This window comes from Providencia rustigianii, from assembly GCF_900637755.1.
Lineage (GTDB): Bacteria > Pseudomonadota > Gammaproteobacteria > Enterobacterales > Enterobacteriaceae > Providencia > Providencia rustigianii.
The window spans coordinates 2,456,204-2,473,288 of record NZ_LR134396.1 but is presented as its reverse complement, the minus strand read 5'-3'; the positions used below and the strand labels follow the sequence as shown (position 1 = coordinate 2,473,288).

Here is a 17,085-nt window from a genome sequence, read left to right as displayed (position 1 = left end):
ATTGGTGGGTTTATCACTCTCTATGTTTGCAAGCATCAGAGAGTGATAAATAAACTGCTAATCATTTTCCTGTTTTCCTCGTTCTACCACTGTGTCAATGATGGCACTGACCACTAACACGCACACAAAACTGATGGTGAATAACGTTCCCATACTACCCTCCTAAGTTTTTCTCATGTTTGCCTCTTTTGTGAATGACTCTAATACCGCTTCATTTCAAAACAATGAAGGTAGTTAGGTGATTTTCATTACTTGATAAATAAAAATGATTGAAGGGAAGATCAATAAGCCACAGAAATGACATTAACAATAAAATAACATCGGGCTATATTTAATATATAAATCTGTACAAAAAAAGTCAAGGAAAAAGGGATATATTCGATGATTTTTATTTGATGAAGGGTTAGGAAGGGGATGTTGACGATAAATCAGGGGAGCGAACTCCCCTGATTGGAGATGCAATAGATTAGAACGTATAGTTGAAGTTCACGCCATATAACCAAGCCGAGCCTTCGGATTTGAAGGGCACCACTGAGTTAGGGTCTTCTTCTCTTAGTCTTTCATTGATATTGACTTTTTTACCGTGCATATAAGCGATACCCAAGTCGACAGACGCATCTTTATTGAATGCGTAAGTGGTACCTGCGGTCAGCCAGTAACGGTCTTGGTCAGGAATCGAAATTGAACGTGATTTTGCGGGTACTGGGCTTTCGTCGTACGCGATACCAGTACGGAATGTCCAGTTATCATCATAGAAGTAAGTGGTACCTAGCGCTAAACGCCATGCATCATCAAAGTTTTCTGGTTTATGGAATAGCTCTTTACCATTACTTTTTTCGTAGGCAGTGAGGTCTTTAAAGGTGCTCCAGCCTGTATAGGAAACGCTATAATGCAACGCCCATTTCGGATCGACTTTATGGTAACCCGAGAATTCCCAAATATCAGGTAAATTTAGGTCTAAAGTGCCTTTGACCGTATTCCCCCCTAAGCCACCAATTGCCGTAGGAAGATCATTAGAATACTTACCTTCTTCAAATTTCACTTTGACTTTTGAGCGGTAAGTAAAGCTTAAACGGTTATCTGGGTTGATTTCATATAATAAGCCAGCATTCCAGCCATAGCCCCAATCATCACCTTTCAACTTAGCTGCGGTGGTACTTGGTGTAACACCAAACATGGGTGGAACTTTACCAGCACCAACGCCCATATGACGGGTAATTTCTGCATCAGCATAAACAGCATTAGCACCCACACCAAAGCTAAAATTATCATTGATGCGGTAGGCACCACTTAAATTCAAGTTGACGGTTTTTAAATCAGTTTTCCCACCAACGGGACCTGCTGCATAATCTTTTTTGAAGTCAGTTGCCAGACCAAAGTTAGTGGTCATGGATGTTCCCACCGCCCACTTATCATTAATTGGGAAAATAAAGTGAGCATTAGGAACTAAAGCATTCGGAGCGATGTTATTGGCAGTAAATGCATCGCTATCACGACCCTTAATATCAACGGTTGGGTCAATATATACCGCACCAATTGACATTGTTGGTCGATCAAATAACATCATTGCGGCAGGGTTACGGTTACCTTCACTTGCGTTGTCGCCGACGGCTCCTGCGCCTGAAAAAGCACGTCCTAGTGCGGATGTTGAATATTCATTCAGCAAAAAACCAGCTGCAACTGCATTGGAAGACATGACAGCCACTGCTATTGCCAAAGCTGATCGGGTAAATAGGTTTTTCTGGCTCATGACCAAAACCCTCTAGTAGTTTTATTTAAATAAGCGACTTCTATCGCAAGAAGCGCTGAATTGTAGGGTCGCTTGCCTGAATGACAAATCAGACCAGTTAGAAGAGTATAGGTCTGACCACTGGGTTTGTTGCAAGAGTGTTTGCTATTTGTTCGGTGTTTATTTTCAAAAATGCGATGCATTTAACAAAATGGCAACATCCATTTTGGTTAAAAGCAAAAGAAATACTCATATAAGGAACTAGATCAAACTTCTGTTGAATTATTAGAGATAAATTTTGATATCACTAGTGTTTGGGACTTTTTCAGCGTTATGATACTGGCTTAACAGTTTGTTTATTGGGAGAGCAAAATGACTGATGCGATTAAACGTTGTAGCGCAGACGAAACCGCTGCGTGCTGTTGTGTAGATGTAGGTACAGTGCTGGAAAATAAAGACTGCACCGCTGCGTATCAGAATGTTTTCGCGACGCAGCAAGAAGCGGAAGCGATGCTGAAAACACTGACAGAAAAAGCCCGATCAGTAGAATCAGAGCCTTGTGAAATTAAACATTCCATTAACAGTGTTGCTGGTGGTGTAGAATTAACTGCAGAGTTCGCATTTAGCTGTGAAGCAGAGAGTCTAATTTTTCAATTAGGCCTGCGTTAATCAAACGTTTGAATTTGTTTTTAAAGCCCATTAATCCTGTTATTTGACTTATTGTCATCTTTAACAATTAATGGGTTTTTTCATATCCTCCTCCCTCAGATTTTTATCTTAAATTCTATTTCACTGTAACTTGTGTGTGAGCTCGCATTTTTCATCTACACCAATTGATAAATGTGAAGATTATGTTAACAATCAATACAGGTCTGACCTCTCTATCTAAGTATCCAAAACAACACTAATTTTCTTTCTTCTTTTTTTGCAGGAGCGACCATGAACTCAGTATCCCACCATGGCGAAGGCATGCATGTCGCAAAGGAACGAATTGCCATTGTTAACGGCTTACGTTTACCTTTTGCTAAGCAATCTACAGCATATCAAGGCATTGCTGCTGTAGATTTAGGCAAAGCTGTCGTTGCCGAGTTACTACACCGTAGTGATATCGATCTCTCTATCATTGAACAATTGGTCTTTGGGCAAGTAGTTCAAATGCCTGAAGCGCCAAATATTGCGCGGGAAATTGTGTTGGGTACAGGAATGAGCGTCTCAACCGATGCCTACAGCGTATCTAGAGCGTGTGCGACGAGCTTTCAAGCCATCGTCAATGTTGCCCAAAGTATGATGGTGGGGGATATTTCAGTCGGTGTAGCGGGAGGGGCGGATTCATCCTCTGTTTTGCCTATTGGCGTCTCTAAAAAATTGGCTGAAACTTTACTTGCATTAAGTAAGGCCAAATCATTGGGGCAAAAATTAGCGTTATTTGCCAAGCTAAGACCCAAAGATCTTATTCCTGTTGCACCTGGTGTTGCTGAGTATTCTACGGGGTTACGCATGGGGGATACAGCTGAGCAAATGGCGAAAAGCTACCACATATCGCGTGAGCAACAAGACGAGCTAGCCCATCGCTCACATTTACTGGCAGCGAAGGCATGGGAAAGTGGCGCTTTAGCAAAAGAAGTGATGACCGCCTATATGCCCCCCTTTAAACAGGCTTTTTCCCGAGACAATAATGTACGCGAAAATTCTGTTTTATCCTCCTATGCGAAGCTAAAACCTGCTTTTGATCGTAAACACGGTAGCGTCACTGCGGCTAACAGTACCCCATTAACGGATGGTGCAGCGGCAATTTTGATGATGACAGAATCACGGGCTAAAGCATTAGGCTATACCCCAATGGGTTATATCAAGAGCTACGCATTCTCAGCCATCGATGTGTGGGAAGATATGTTATTAGGACCCTCTTACGCGACACCAATAGCGTTACGAAAAGCAGGATTAACCCTACAAGATTTGACATTGATTGATATGCACGAAGCTTTTGCCGCGCAAACATTAAGTAACATCCAAATGTTTGCGAGTCAGAAATTCGCCCAAGAAAAATTGGGGCTAGATAAAGCTATTGGTGAAATCGACATGGATAAATTTAATGTTCTTGGTGGCTCCATAGCTTATGGGCATCCATTTGCGGCGACTGGCGCACGGATGGTGACCCAAACATTAAATGAGTTACGCCGCCGGGGTGGTGGTTTTGGTTTAACTACGGCTTGTGCCGCTGGTGGCTTAGGCGTGGCAATGATTTTGGAGGTGGAATAATGGGACAACATTCTACGCAGAACGCAGGAACAGGAAATCAAGCTTTTAGGTTGGAGATCGTCAACCAAAATGTGGGAGTGATCTATATCGATGTCCCTAATGAAAAAGTGAATACCCTGAAGGCGGAGTTTGCTGAACAGTTTTATGCCATCTTACAGAAAGCACAATCGACCTCCGGTTTAAAAGGGCTGGTGATCACCTCGGGTAAAAAAGACAGTTTTATTGCTGGGGCAGATATTAGCATGATTGCTAGTTGCACCAGCAAAGAGCAAGCTAGTGAGTTATCCAAACAAGGTCACACGCTGTTCGATAAAATTGAAAATTATCCATTGCCCATTATTGCTGCGATCCATGGAGCGTGCCTTGGTGGTGGCTTGGAGTTGGCGCTCGCATGTCATGCTCGCATTTGTACCTCAGATGATAAAACCAAACTCGGGTTACCAGAAGTTCAATTAGGATTACTCCCCGGTTCCGGAGGAACTCAACGTTTACCGCGTTTAATTGGTGTTCCCAATGCGCTCGACATGATGTTGACGGGGCGACAAATCAGAGGCAAGCAGGCGCTAAAAATGCGCTTGGTCGATGATGTGGTTCCTGCGTCTATTTTATTGGCCACTGCCGTTGAATTAGCGCAAAAAGGCGGTGTACGCCGTAAGCCACTGCATTGGCAACAGCGGTTACTGAGTAGTCGATTGTTGCGTAATACCGTATTTAACAGCGCGAAAGAAAAAACCTTGAGTAAAACACAAGGGCACTATCCGGCACCTGAAAAAATTATTCAGGTTGTGAAAGTTGGCATGAATAGTGGGTTAAAAGCCGGATTCGCTGAGGAAGCGAAAGCCTTTGGTGAATTAGCTATGACACCAGAATCGGCAGCATTGCGTAGTCTATTTTTTGCCTCTACCTCATTGAAAAATGAAACTGGAGCCGATGCTAAGCCATTGAATATCAAATTGGTTGGTATTCTGGGAGGCGGGTTAATGGGCGGCGGAATTGCTTATGTGAGTGCATCCCTAGGCAAATATTCAGTGCGTATTAAAGATATTTCGGATAAGGGGATTTCCCAAGCACTTCGTTATAGCTGGGATTTACTGACTCAGCGCGTGATTAAGCGTCGGTTATTAGCTCGGGAGCGCGCAGCAATTATGGCTCGACTCTCTGGCACGGTGAATTATCAAGGCCTAGAAACCGCCGATATCGTTGTAGAAGCCGTATTTGAAGATTTAGCGTTAAAAAGAAAAATGGTCACAGAAATTGCAGAGATGTCCCAAGGAAAAGCGATTTTTGCATCGAATACATCATCACTCCCTATTCATAAAATAGCGGAGGGTGCGGAACACCCTGAAAAAGTCATTGGATTACATTATTTTAGCCCCGTGGATAAAATGCCGTTGGTCGAGGTTATCCCTCATAAACAGACAGATGCAATAACGATTGCAACCACCATTGCATTCGCTAAGCGCCAAGGAAAAACAGCGATTGTGGTTGGGGATGATGCGGGGTTCTATGTAAACCGCATTTTAGCACCTTACTTATGTGAAGCAGCACAGTGCTTGGTTGAAGGTAATGCCATTGACCATATTGATAATGCATTGGTCAAGTTTGGTTTTCCTGTCGGGCCTTTCCACTTGTTGGATGAAGTCGGTATTGATGTTGGAACCAAAATCCTGCCTATTTTAGTTGAGAGATTTGGTGCTCGTTTCAAAGCACCCGATGCGCTTGATAAAGTGGTTAATGATGACCGTAAAGGGAAAAAAAATGGTCGTGGTTTTTATTCATATAGACATACAGGCAGTAAATTAGCATTTTGGAAAAAAGCGTCAAAACGCCAAGTTGATGCAAGTATCTATTCATTGCTCAGCATCCATCCAGAAGCTAAGTCTAGCCAAACAGATATTGCTCAACGTTGTGTGATGTTAATGCTTAATGAAGCGGCACGTTGTTTGGATGAAAAAATTATTCGTAGCGCTCGTGATGGGGATATTGGTGCTGTATTTGGTATTGGATTTCCGCCATTTTTTGGGGGGCCATTTCACTATATGGATAACCTTGGTATCGCCAAAACGGTAGAAACGTTACAAACTCTGGCGGATAAGTACGGTGAAAAATTCACCCCGTGTGAATTGCTGGCACGAATGGCAGCCTCGAATACACGTTTCTATTCCACTGAAAATGTGACTACAAATTAGCCATAGTAAGTGATTGGTAATCAACCTGATAGCGTAGTTAAAGGCTGCGATATCAGGTTTTTTTATGGCAATTGAGTAAAAAACATCAACAAAAAACAATGTAAATCATTTTATTTACAGGCGGTTTGTTGCAGAATCTCACTTCACCCCAACTGATGGTTATCTTTAACAATAATTATCTTAACAAAAAGAATAGAGCTTCATTATGAAGCGGCTACACAGATGGTGGATTATGCAAGTTTATATTATGCGTCACGGTGATGCGGCAATACAGGCGGCGAGCGATGCGGCTAGGCCATTAACGCAAAAAGGAAAAGACGAATCGCTATTAATGGCACAATGGCTAAATGAGCGTCGTCCCAATATTGATACGGTATTGGTTAGCCCTTATCTACGTGCAGAGCAGACTTTGCAAGAAATACGTCATAGCTTGCTATTGCCAGAACAAGCTCAGACGATGGAAGGGTTAACGCCAGGTGGAAATGCGGCTTGGGTTGCCGATCAAATTCGTGATTATGTCTCATTAGGTGCAAAAGCAATTTTAGTGGTTTCTCACTTACCATTAGTCGGATATTTAGTTTCAGAGTTATGCCCCCATGAAGCCCCCCCGATGTTCACTACCTCAACCATTGCATGTATTGAGATGGATGAAAAACAGGTGAGTAGCCATTTAGAATGGATGCTTAGCCCTTCACAAATTTCATTAATGAAATCCTGAATAACGGTATGTCGATAATGAGAGTGTTTAGCGACGAGCACTCTCTGCTGTCTCAATGATTAGCAATAATGAAGCATTGCCTCCCCATTCTTTAGGGGCTTGATGAAAGGCGACAATATCTGGATGTTGAGCCAACCATAGTGGTGTTTGTTGCTTTAAAATATGCTTACCGTGCCCATGCATAATGCAGGCGCAAAAGACATTTTCCCGTTTACACGCAGCAATTAACGCGCCAATTTCTTGTTTGGCTTCCATTTGAGTTAACCCATGTAAATCAAGAAATAACTCAGGAACATAATCTCCACGGCGTAGCTTCTTCAACTCATAAGGATTGGAATCAGGTCTTAAATAACGCGTTGGACCGTCATCGTCTAATTGAGGTTGAAATTCATCTGAAAAATAAAAAGACGCATCCACTTGTTCTTGCATGACTTTTTTGCTGGATGGCTGTGTTACTTTTGTACGAACAGGTGAATGGACTATCTTATCTTGGCGAATTTTTTTTGCGCCACGGATAGCCTCTTTGAATAGATTAAGATCGTCTTCTTCTAGACCGAATTTATTTTTTTTCATTGTCGATAAATCATTCTTTTTCAGATAGGTAAAACAGGGATTAGTGTAACCTATTTTTAGCATCAACGGTTACACCTGAATAATTTTAGCGACGGATAACAAATTTATAACTTTCTTCCTCTGTATAGATTGACAACAGATGGTTAATTAGTCTAATTGTATATACATATCTATACCACCATATGAGAAGCCATTAAATGCTTCTGTTGCCATAGGATGATTTATGTTATTTAAAGCACAAGAAAATGACGTGATTTGGCGTAATGGACGCATTGCTTCGATGGATCCAGAGATAGGCGCTGCGTACGGCTTAGTTGAAAATTATGACTTAATCGTTCGCAATAATCTGATTGTGGCAGTTCACCCCAGCGAGGATGTTGATGCTAATGGCTGCGAAATTATTGATGTGGCAGGGCGCTTGATCACTCCGGGATTAATTGATTGCCATACTCACTTGGTTTTTGGTGGGAATCGCGCTGGAGAATGGGAACAACGAATGAATGGTGTTTCCTATGAAACCATCAGTGCTCAAGGCGGTGGGATTAATTCCACGGTACGTTCTACACGAACAATGAGTGAAGCTGAGCTATTCGCTGTTTCTAAACCCCGTTTAGAGGCGTTAATACGTGAGGGTGTGACGACGATTGAAATGAAATCGGGTTATGGACTCGATTTTGACAGTGAAGAAAAACAGTTGTTGGTCGCCAAGCAATTATCTGCAGCTTATCCTATTGATGTCAGCTCGACACTGCTTTCTGCTCATACGGTTCCTCCAGAATATAAAGATAAGCCCGATGAGTATATTGAATTAATTTGCACGAAAATCATGCCTGAATTGTGGAGCAAAGGCTTATTTGAAGCTGTCGATGTCTTCTGCGAAAGTGTTGGCTTTTCGTTGGAGCAGAGTGAAAAATTATTCTCTGCGGCTAAAAAACTAGGAATTCCAGTTAAAGGACATGTAGAACAACTTTCCAATTTAGGGGGAAGTGAGCTGGTGGCGAGCTATAAGGGATTGTCTGTTGACCATATTGAATATTTGGATCTTAAGGGTATTCAGGCTTTAAAACGTAGTGGCACAGTGGCGGTATTGTTACCGGGCGCATTTTATTTCCTAAGAGAAACTAAATTACCACCGATTGAGTTGCTGCGAGAACATCAGGTTCCAATGGCGATATCGACTGATTTTAACCCGGGAACTAGCCCATTTGCTTCATTACGAATGGTGATGAATATGGCGGCGGTTTTGTTTAGATTAACACCAGAAGAAATTTGGGCTGGAGTGACTCGGTATGCAGCTCAAGCTTTGGGTCGTGAGCAGAGTCATGGGCAATTGCGGGCAGGCTTCCAAGCCGATTTTGTGGTATGGAATGCCAAAGATCCGGTTGAAATGATTTATGAGCAGGGTAGTAATCCACTGAATATGAGAGTCTATCAGGGCAAAATAACCCATCAAAACTAATTAATAAATTTCCGATTGCTGTCTATGGTGAGTTTCGTCACTATAGACAGTAACTATTTTAATATTTTTTCCAATTTTGTGGCTCCTTCAATGATGTTATTACTTAACGGGAAATAAACGTGGCAGCCGAAAATAAAACGAAGCTGAAAACTCCGATTCCATTGTATTTACAGGTAAAGCAGTCAATTATTGAAAAAATACAGTCAGGTGAATGGCAAGCAAATGATCGTGTGCCATCTGAATCTGAATTAGTGGCGCAATTTAATTGCAGCCGTATGACAGCGAATCGAGCTTTACGCGAACTTACGGCGGAAGGATTGCTGGTGCGTCTTCAAGGTGTGGGTACTTTTGTCGCCGAGTCAAAAGGGCAATCGGCGTTATTTGAAATTCACAGTATTGAAAATGAAATTCTTGCAAGAAATCATCAATATAGTTGTAAAATTATTAAGCTAGAGCAAGTTCCAGCCTCTTTGACATTAGCAAAAGAGCTAGATTTACTACCAGAAGCTCCTGTATTTCATTCGGTTATCGTCCATTTAGAAAACGATATTCCAGTACAAATTGAAGATCGCTATGTGAATGCACTCGCAGCTCCCGACTATCTACAGCAAGATTTTCTCTCTATTACGCCCCATGATTATTTATCTCGAGTTGCCCCATTGACACAGGGTGAACATATTGTTGAGGCCGTTGATGCTGACGACCGCAGTGCCCGATTATTGCAAGTACATGCTGGGGCATCTTGTTTGCAAATTACCCGTCGAACATGGTCACAAAGTTACATTGTGACCAGTACAAAATTATTGTTTCCCGGTCATCGATATAAACTGAAAGGTAGTTTCTCCTCATAGGCTCAAGTCTCTTAGCGGTCATTTTTTATGACCGCTATCCTACCGTTTTCCCCCTGATTCAATGTAACCAGTCTGTAAATTAAATGTGATCCGGTAGGCATAATTAGAATAAAAAAACAACAATAAAATCAATGGTTATTTTTTTATCTATTTGTTTTTTATAAAAAATAAAATCCATCAAGTGATATAAATTGAACTGTAATTGTTAAAAAATAAATTGATTGTACATGTATATACAACTATATCTATAGATAGACGCTATCGGTAAAACACGCATCTTAGTGAGGTATATACGTGACAAATCTAAATAATAAATATCGTAATATTGAGATCAGAGCTCCCCGCGGAAACGCATTGACAGCTAAAAGTTGGTTAACAGAAGCGCCATTGCACATGTTGATGAATAATCTTGATCCTGACGTAGCCGAAAATCCCCATGAATTGGTCGTCTATGGTGGAATTGGTCGCGCAGCGCGTAATTGGCAATGCTATGACCAAATCATCGAATCTCTAAAAAAACTCGACAGCGATGAAACCCTGTTAGTGCAATCTGGAAAACCTGTCGGTGTATTTAAAACACATGAAAATGCCCCTCGCGTATTAATCGCTAACTCCAACTTAGTCCCTCATTGGGCTAATTGGGAGCATTTTAATGAACTCGATGCCAAAGGCTTGGCCATGTACGGGCAAATGACGGCAGGTAGCTGGATTTATATCGGCAGCCAAGGGATTGTCCAAGGAACTTACGAAACATTTGTAGAAGCAGGGCGTCAGCATTTTAACGGCGACTTAACTGGACGCTGGGTGATTACTGCGGGCTTAGGCGGAATGGGCGGTGCTCAGCCTCTTGCAGCAACATTAGCTGGCGCATGTTCTTTAAACATTGAATGTCAACAAAGCCGCATCGATTTCCGTTTAAGAACCCAGTATGTGGATGAACAAGCCACGGATCTGGATGATGCGTTAGCGCGCATTAAAAAATATACATCGGAAGGCAAAGCGGTCTCTATCGCCTTGTGTGCGAATGCGGCTGAAGTATTGCCAGAATTAGTTCGACGTGGCGTTAAACCTGACATGGTGACGGATCAAACTAGCGCTCATGACCCATTAAATGGCTATCTGCCTATCGGAATGAGCTGGGATGAATATCGTGAGCGTAGCGTTAATGACCCTCAAGGCACTACGTTAGCCGCGAAAAAATCCATGGCTGAACATGTCAAAGCTATGCTGGCATTTAAAGCTCAGGGGATCCCGACGTTTGATTACGGCAATAATATCCGCCAAATGGCATTAGAAATGGGTGTGGAAAACGCGTTTGATTTTCCTGGATTTGTTCCTGCCTATATTCGTCCACTGTTTTGTCGTGGAGTCGGTCCATTCCGCTGGGTTGCATTGTCTGGCGACCCTGAAGACATCTATAAAACTGACGCGAAAGTCAAAGAATTATTACCTGATGATAAACATCTTCATCACTGGTTGGATATGGCGCGTGAGCGCATCAGCTTCCAAGGATTACCCGCTCGTATCTGCTGGGTAGGATTGGGGGACCGTGCCAAGTTAGGCTTAGCCTTTAATGAAATGGTACGAAGTGGCGAAGTTTCTGCCCCGATTGTTATTGGTCGTGACCATCTTGATTCCGGATCAGTAGCGAGTCCAAATCGCGAAACTGAAGCCATGAAAGATGGCTCTGATGCGGTTTCGGATTGGCCATTATTGAATGCTCTGCTGAATACGGCCAGCGGTGCAACATGGGTGTCATTGCACCATGGCGGTGGCGTTGGAATGGGCTTCTCTCAACATTCTGGTGTTGTCATTGTCTGTGATGGAACCGATGCAGCTGCTGAGCGCATTGCGCGTGTACTTCATAACGACCCTGCGACTGGCGTAATGCGCCATGCGGATGCAGGTTATGAAATAGCCATCGAGTGCGCTAAAGAAAAAAACTTAAATTTACCAATGATAAAAACACGTTAAGGAGTGACATTGATGACTAAATTAACTATCCATCCGGGAAAAATGACACTCGATGAGATCCGTACTGTCTACCAAAAGCCCGTAACAGTCTCACTAGATAAACAAGCCCATAGTGCGATTGCAAAAAGTGTAGCAACAGTAAATCAAATTATAGCCGAAGATAAAACAGCCTATGGCATTAATACTGGATTTGGACTTCTCGCCAACACGCGAATTGCTAGCCAAGATTTACAATCTCTACAACGTTCAATTGTGATGTCTCATGCGGCGGGTATCGGTGAACCTTTGGACGATGACTTAGTTCGCCTAATCATGGTGCTCAAAATTAACAGCCTAGCGCGTGGTTTCTCAGGTATTCGACTGGAAGTTATCAATGCGTTAGTCGATTTAGTGAATGCGCAAGTTTATCCATTTATTCCAGCAAAAGGTTCTGTCGGGGCATCGGGAGATTTAGCTCCACTCGCTCACATGAGCTTAATTTTACTGGGAGAAGGGGAAGCTCGTTTTGAAGGGAAATGGCTTCCTGCGAAAGAAGCGCTTAAGAAAGCAGGTCTGAAGCCGCTAACTCTGGAAGCTAAAGAAGGCTTGGCTTTACTTAATGGTACGCAAGTATCTACGGCTTTCGCTCTGAAAGGATTATTTGCCGCAGAAAACTTACTGCTGTCAGGAATTATTTGTGGGGCATTGAGCGTGGAAGCAACACTCGGTTCCCGTAAACCGTTCGATGCTCGTGTGCAAGAAGTGCGTGGACAGAAAGGGCAAATCGACGTGGCGGCTCTATTCCGTGAAGTGCTCTCGTCAACCAGTGAGTTGGCTCAATCCCATGAAAATTGTAAGAAAGTTCAAGATCCTTACTCGCTACGCTGCCAGCCTCAAGTGATGGGAGCCTGCCTGACACAAATTCGTTACGCTGCGGAAGTGATCCTCATTGAATCGAATGCTGTTTCGGATAATCCACTGGTCTTCACGGATAACGGAGACATTATTTCTGGTGGTAACTTCCATGCGGAACCAGTGGCGATGGCGGCAGATAATATTGCGCTGGCTTTAGCTGAAATTGGTGCACTTTCTGAACGTCGTATTGCCATGTTGATGGACACGCATATGTCCCAGTTACCGCCGTTCTTGGTCAATAATGGCGGTGTGAACTCTGGATTTATGATTGCTCAAGTAACGGCTGCGGCATTAGCCAGTGAAAACAAAGCGCTAGCACATCCATCCAGCGTGGATAGCTTGCCAACGTCTGCAAACCAAGAAGACCACGTTTCTATGGCTCCTGCCGCAGGGCGTCGTTTATGGGAAATGGCAAAAAACGTCACGGGCGTTTTAGCCATTGAATGGTTATCTGCTTGTCAGGGTATTGATTTCCGAGAAGGATTGAAATCAAGTGAAAAACTGGAGAAAGCCCGTAAAACGTTGCGTGATAAGGTAGCTTACTATGATAAAGACCGCTACTTTGCCCCGGATATTAATGCGGCTATCGACCTGATCGACCAACATAAACTTTCAATGCTGTTTGCTGTCAACGCTGTTTTCCCAAAATAAGTGTTATAAAAGTAGCCGGCAATGTACCGGCTGCTATCTCTCTTCGAAACGACTGATAAAAAATACGAAGGAAAAAACATGCAAAGCACATCACAACTTACGCGTGGTCTTTCTGCGCGTCACATCCGATTTATGGCTTTAGGTTCTGCAATTGGTACAGGTTTATTTTATGGGTCAGCAAAAGCAATCGAAACCGCAGGGCCTGCGGTTCTGCTTGCTTATATCATTGGCGGCGCAGCTGTTTTTATGGTGATGCGTGCGTTGGGTGAAATGGCGGTTCGTAGCCCATTAGCCGGTTCATTCTCACAATATGCGAGTCATTATCTGGGCGCGCGAGCGGGATTCTTTACCGGTTGGACGTATGTCTTTGAAATGCTCATTGTCTGTTTAGCGGATGTCACAGCATTTGGGGTATACATGAAACTCTGGTTCCCTGATGTCGCTCAATGGATTTGGGTCCTGAGTATTATTTGTTTTATAGGCGCGATTAATTTATGCCATGTTAAAACCTTCGGTGAGATGGAGTTTTGGTTATCTATCGTCAAAGTGGCGGCAATTGTTGCGATGATTGTAGGCGGTGCGGCAATTATGATGTTTGGCTTTGGTCAATCGGCTGACCATGCTGTCGGTGTTTCTAACCTCTTTGATCATAATGGCTTTATGCCAAATGGGGTAGCCGGTGTCATTGCCTCTTTTGCCGTTGTCATGTTCGCCTTTGGGGGGATAGAGGTGATAGGGATCACCGCGAGTGAAGCTAAAAATCCGGAAGTGACTATTCCCCGAGCTATCAATGCGGTTCCCGTCAGAATCTTACTTTTTTATGTATTAACGTTATTTGTGCTGATGTGTATCTATCCGTGGAATCAAATTGGCCAAAATGGCAGCCCATTTGTTCAAATTTTTGATAGCTTAGGCATATCAGCTGCGGCCAATATCTTGAATGTGGTGGTGATCACCGCAGCGATTTCGGCGATTAACAGTGATATTTTTGGTGCAGGCCGCATGATGTACGGTATGGCTCATGAAGGACAGGCACCTAAGTCATTCACTAAATTAACCAAAAATGGCGTACCGTGGATGACGGTACTAGTCATGGTATTGGTTCTCTTTATTGGTGTCGTTTTAAATTACTTAATTCCAGAAGATGTTTTCTTGGTGATTGCGTCTATTGCAACGTTTGCCACGATCTGGGTCTGGTTAATGATTTTATTGTCGCAATTTGCAATGCGCCGTCAAATGACGCCAGAGCAAGTGAAACAATTGAAATTCCCAGTACCAATGTGGCCTGTCGCACCAATCCTCGCCATTGCATTTATGTTGTTTATTTTCGGCGTTCTTGGTTACTTTGAAAGTACACGCATTGCGTTGTATGTGGGGCTGGGCTGGTTAATTTTATTGACGATTGCTTATGCAGTTTGGGTAAAAAAACCTGAAAAACAGGCTCAAGATGCGGAAGAGTTGGCTTAATAGATTTTAAATGAATTTGTATTAACGGCCCTTAGTAAGAGCTAAGGGCTTGTTTGTTTTCATCAACACATCACTAAAGATCTGCCTTCCTGTACATTTTATTGCATTAATCTGCTGATTTGTCTCTCACTTCGTGGCAAACTTTAGCGATTCCATTTTCCCTTTTAATCGACAGGTAGGAGAAACCCTTCTTGGAAAAGATCTTCGTTGATGAAGCCGTCGCAGAACTTCATACCATTCAAGACATTTTACGTTGGACAATGAGCCGCTTTAACGCTGCAAACATTTATTATGGTCACGGTACCGACAACCCATGGGATGAAGCTTTACAGTTAATATTGCCAAGCCTGTATTTGCCACTCGACTTACCGGATGAGCTACTAACTTCACGCCTGACAACAACGGAGCGTCACCGCATCATTGAACGTGTTTTACGTCGTATCAATGACCGTATTCCAGTTGCCTACCTGACAAACAGCTCTTGGTTCTGTGGACACGAATTTTATGTGGACGAACGCGTCCTAATCCCACGTTCACCGATTGGTGAGCTGATTAATAACCATTTTGTCGGTTTATTATCAGACGAGCCACAAACCATTCTCGACTTGTGTACGGGAAGTGGCTGTATCGCCATTGCTTGCGCTCATGAATTCCCTGAAGCTGAAGTGGATGCAGCCGATATTTCAGCGGATGTACTGGCTGTTGCCGAGCAAAATATTGCCAACCACGGTTTAGAGCACCGTGTGATCCCAATTCGTTCTGATTTATTCAGAGATATGCCGGAAGTTAAATATGACCTGATCGTGACCAATCCACCTTATGTGGATGCGGAAGATATGGACGATCTGCCAGAAGAGTTCCGTGTTGAGCCAGAACTGGCGTTAGCTGCTGGGAGCGATGGCTTAAAATTAGTGCGCCGTATTCTGGCAAACGCACCACGTTTCCTCACTGAAGAAGGGATTTTAGTGTGCGAAGTGGGTAACAGCATGGTTCACTTAATTGAACAATATCCGGATATTCCGTTTATTTGGTTAGATTTCGAATTTGGTGGTGATGGTGTATTTATGCTGACTCGCGAACAGTTAGTCGAGCACCATGCACATTTTGCTTTATATATTGATTAATCAAGGGTTGCGTTACTCAGCATAATCAAATACAACATAATAATTACTTATCACATCATATTTGTTTACAAGCATACTAACAGTAGACAATAGGGAACGGGGATGGCTGGAAATTCAATTGGACAACTGTTCCGTGTAACCACCTTTGGGGAGTCACACGGAATTGCACTAGGCTGTATTGTTGATGGCGTTCCTCCTGGATTAGCGCTGACAGAAGCTGATTTGCAAATCGACTTAGATCGCCGTCGTCCGGGTACCTCGCGCTATACCACTGCGCGTCGTGAACCTGATCAAGTTAAAATTCTCTCTGGCGTATTTAATGGCGTGACGACAGGAACCAGCATTGGTTTATTGATTGAAAATACAGACCAACGCTCTCAAGATTATGGCGCAATCAAAGATGTATTCCGCCCCGGTCATGCTGATTATACGTATGAGCAAAAATATGGCATGCGAGATTACCGTGGTGGTGGGCGTTCTTCTGCGCGCGAAACTGCAATGCGTGTCGCGGCGGGCGCTATTGCGAAAAAATATCTGCAAGAGAAATTTGGCATTCAAATTCGGGCTTGTTTAACGCAAATGGGCCATGTTGAGTGTGAAATCAAAGATTGGTCGATTGTTGAAGAGAACCCATTCTTTTGCCCAGACCCAAGTAAGCTGGATGCCCTTGATGAGCTGTTACGTGGCTTGAAAAAAGAAGGGGATTCCATCGGTGCAAAAGTGACTGTGATCGCCGAAAATGTTCCTGCTGGCTTAGGTGAACCCGTTTTTGACCGCCTTGATGCCGATATTGCTCACGCGCTGATGAGCATTAATGCAGTAAAAGGTGTGGAAATTGGTGATGGTTTTGGCGTTGTTAGCTTAAAAGGTAGTGAAAACCGTGATGAAATCAACCGTCATGGTTTTACGTCTAACCATGCAGGTGGAATTTTGGGGGGTATCAGTAGCAGCCAACCGATTGTTGCCCATATTGCGATGAAACCAACATCAAGCATTACTGTTTCGGGCAAAACCCTTAACCGTGATGGTGAAGAAGTTGAGATGATCACCAAAGGTCGCCATGACCCTTGTGTTGGTATTCGTGCTGTTCCTATCGCTGAAGCGATGATGGCCATTGTTTTAATGGACCATTTTTTACGCCATCGTGGTCAGTGTGCGGATGTGATTCCGACCATGGCACCGTTCGAATAAGTTGTA

13 protein-coding genes are annotated in these 17,085 nt (G+C 43.2%); 11 read left to right on the top strand and 2 right to left on the bottom strand.

All coding sequences use genetic code 11. The annotated features are described in order from the left end of the window. Positions 1-466: 466 nt before the first annotated feature. Positions 467-1,750, bottom strand: coding sequence for a long-chain fatty acid transporter FadL (gene fadL, locus EL244_RS11375; RefSeq protein ID WP_126461010.1), 1,284 nt, complete (start codon positions 1,748-1,750; stop codon positions 467-469). Positions 1,751-2,101: 351 nt separating this feature from the next. Between fadL and EL244_RS11370 the strand changes: the two genes are divergently transcribed. From EL244_RS11370 to sixA, 4 genes are all read left to right on the top strand, one after another. Next, on the top strand, positions 2,102-2,398 hold the full coding sequence (locus tag EL244_RS11370; RefSeq protein ID WP_006814641.1) for a YfcZ/YiiS family protein: 297 nt from the start codon (positions 2,102-2,104) through the stop codon (positions 2,396-2,398). Between the two features lie 270 nt (positions 2,399-2,668). Then, on the top strand, positions 2,669-3,988 hold the full coding sequence (gene fadI, locus EL244_RS11365) for an acetyl-CoA C-acyltransferase FadI (protein WP_115164483.1): 1,320 nt from the start codon (positions 2,669-2,671) through the stop codon (positions 3,986-3,988). After that, positions 3,988-6,177, top strand: a complete 2,190-nt coding sequence (fadJ, locus tag EL244_RS11360) for a fatty acid oxidation complex subunit alpha FadJ (protein ID WP_126461007.1) — start codon at positions 3,988-3,990, stop codon at positions 6,175-6,177. The genes fadI and fadJ overlap by 1 nt, the downstream gene beginning before the upstream one ends. 232 nt (positions 6,178-6,409) lie before the next feature. Then, complete coding sequence (gene sixA, locus EL244_RS11355) at positions 6,410-6,895, top strand: phosphohistidine phosphatase SixA (protein WP_126461004.1); 486 nt, start codon at positions 6,410-6,412, stop codon at positions 6,893-6,895. Positions 6,896-6,922: 27 nt separating this feature from the next. Here the strand turns inward: sixA and smrB are convergent, their stop codons facing one another. Continuing rightward, entirely contained in the window at positions 6,923-7,468 is a 546-nt protein-coding gene (gene smrB, locus EL244_RS11350) for an endonuclease SmrB (protein ID WP_039855025.1), read from the bottom strand. Between the two features lie 223 nt (positions 7,469-7,691). Between smrB and hutI the strand changes: the two genes are divergently transcribed. The 7 genes from hutI (at position 7,692) to aroC (ending at position 17,079) form a co-directional block, all read left to right on the top strand. Further along, positions 7,692-8,927 (top strand): imidazolonepropionase, encoded by a 1,236-nt coding sequence (gene hutI, locus EL244_RS11345; protein ID WP_126461001.1) that lies wholly within the window; start codon positions 7,692-7,694, stop codon positions 8,925-8,927. A gap of 119 nt (positions 8,928-9,046) precedes the next feature. Next, the gene (hutC, locus tag EL244_RS11340; protein WP_126460998.1) at positions 9,047-9,778 is read left to right on the top strand and encodes a histidine utilization repressor; all 732 of its coding nucleotides are present in this window, start codon (positions 9,047-9,049) and stop codon (positions 9,776-9,778) included. 294 nt (positions 9,779-10,072) lie between these two features. Then, positions 10,073-11,752, top strand: a complete 1,680-nt coding sequence (hutU, locus tag EL244_RS11335; protein ID WP_126460995.1) for a urocanate hydratase — start codon at positions 10,073-10,075, stop codon at positions 11,750-11,752. Between the two features lie 12 nt (positions 11,753-11,764). Further along, positions 11,765-13,297, top strand: a complete 1,533-nt coding sequence (gene hutH, locus EL244_RS11330) for a histidine ammonia-lyase (protein WP_126460992.1) — start codon at positions 11,765-11,767, stop codon at positions 13,295-13,297. Between the two features lie 78 nt (positions 13,298-13,375). After that, positions 13,376-14,764 (top strand): amino acid permease, encoded by a 1,389-nt coding sequence (locus tag EL244_RS11325; protein ID WP_039855375.1) that lies wholly within the window; start codon positions 13,376-13,378, stop codon positions 14,762-14,764. Positions 14,765-14,955: 191 nt separating this feature from the next. Continuing rightward, a complete protein-coding gene (gene prmB / locus EL244_RS11320) occupies positions 14,956-15,888 on the top strand; it encodes a 50S ribosomal protein L3 N(5)-glutamine methyltransferase (protein WP_126460989.1) in 933 nt (310 codons plus the stop codon). A 102-nt stretch (positions 15,889-15,990) separates the two neighbouring features. Then, positions 15,991-17,079 carry a chorismate synthase gene (gene aroC, locus EL244_RS11315; protein WP_006815582.1) on the top strand — a complete coding sequence of 363 codons (1,089 nt, stop codon included), beginning with the start codon at positions 15,991-15,993 and terminating at the stop codon, positions 17,077-17,079. Positions 17,080-17,085: the final 6 nt, after the last annotated feature.

Coding starts and splice junctions, on each gene's coding strand:
- fadL (WP_126461010.1), bottom strand. CDS start 1,750: ATGAGCCAGAAAAACCTATTTACCCGATCAGCTTTGGCAATAGCAGTG.
- EL244_RS11370 (WP_006814641.1), top strand. CDS start 2,102: ATGACTGATGCGATTAAACGTTGTAGCGCAGACGAAACCGCTGCGTGC.
- fadI (WP_115164483.1), top strand. CDS start 2,669: ATGAACTCAGTATCCCACCATGGCGAAGGCATGCATGTCGCAAAGGAA.
- fadJ (WP_126461007.1), top strand. CDS start 3,988: ATGGGACAACATTCTACGCAGAACGCAGGAACAGGAAATCAAGCTTTT.
- sixA (WP_126461004.1), top strand. CDS start 6,410: ATGCAAGTTTATATTATGCGTCACGGTGATGCGGCAATACAGGCGGCG.
- smrB (WP_039855025.1), bottom strand. CDS start 7,468: ATGAAAAAAAATAAATTCGGTCTAGAAGAAGACGATCTTAATCTATTC.
- hutI (WP_126461001.1), top strand. CDS start 7,692: ATGTTATTTAAAGCACAAGAAAATGACGTGATTTGGCGTAATGGACGC.
- hutH (WP_126460992.1), top strand. CDS start 11,765: ATGACTAAATTAACTATCCATCCGGGAAAAATGACACTCGATGAGATC.
- EL244_RS11325 (WP_039855375.1), top strand. CDS start 13,376: ATGCAAAGCACATCACAACTTACGCGTGGTCTTTCTGCGCGTCACATC.
- aroC (WP_006815582.1), top strand. CDS start 15,991: ATGGCTGGAAATTCAATTGGACAACTGTTCCGTGTAACCACCTTTGGG.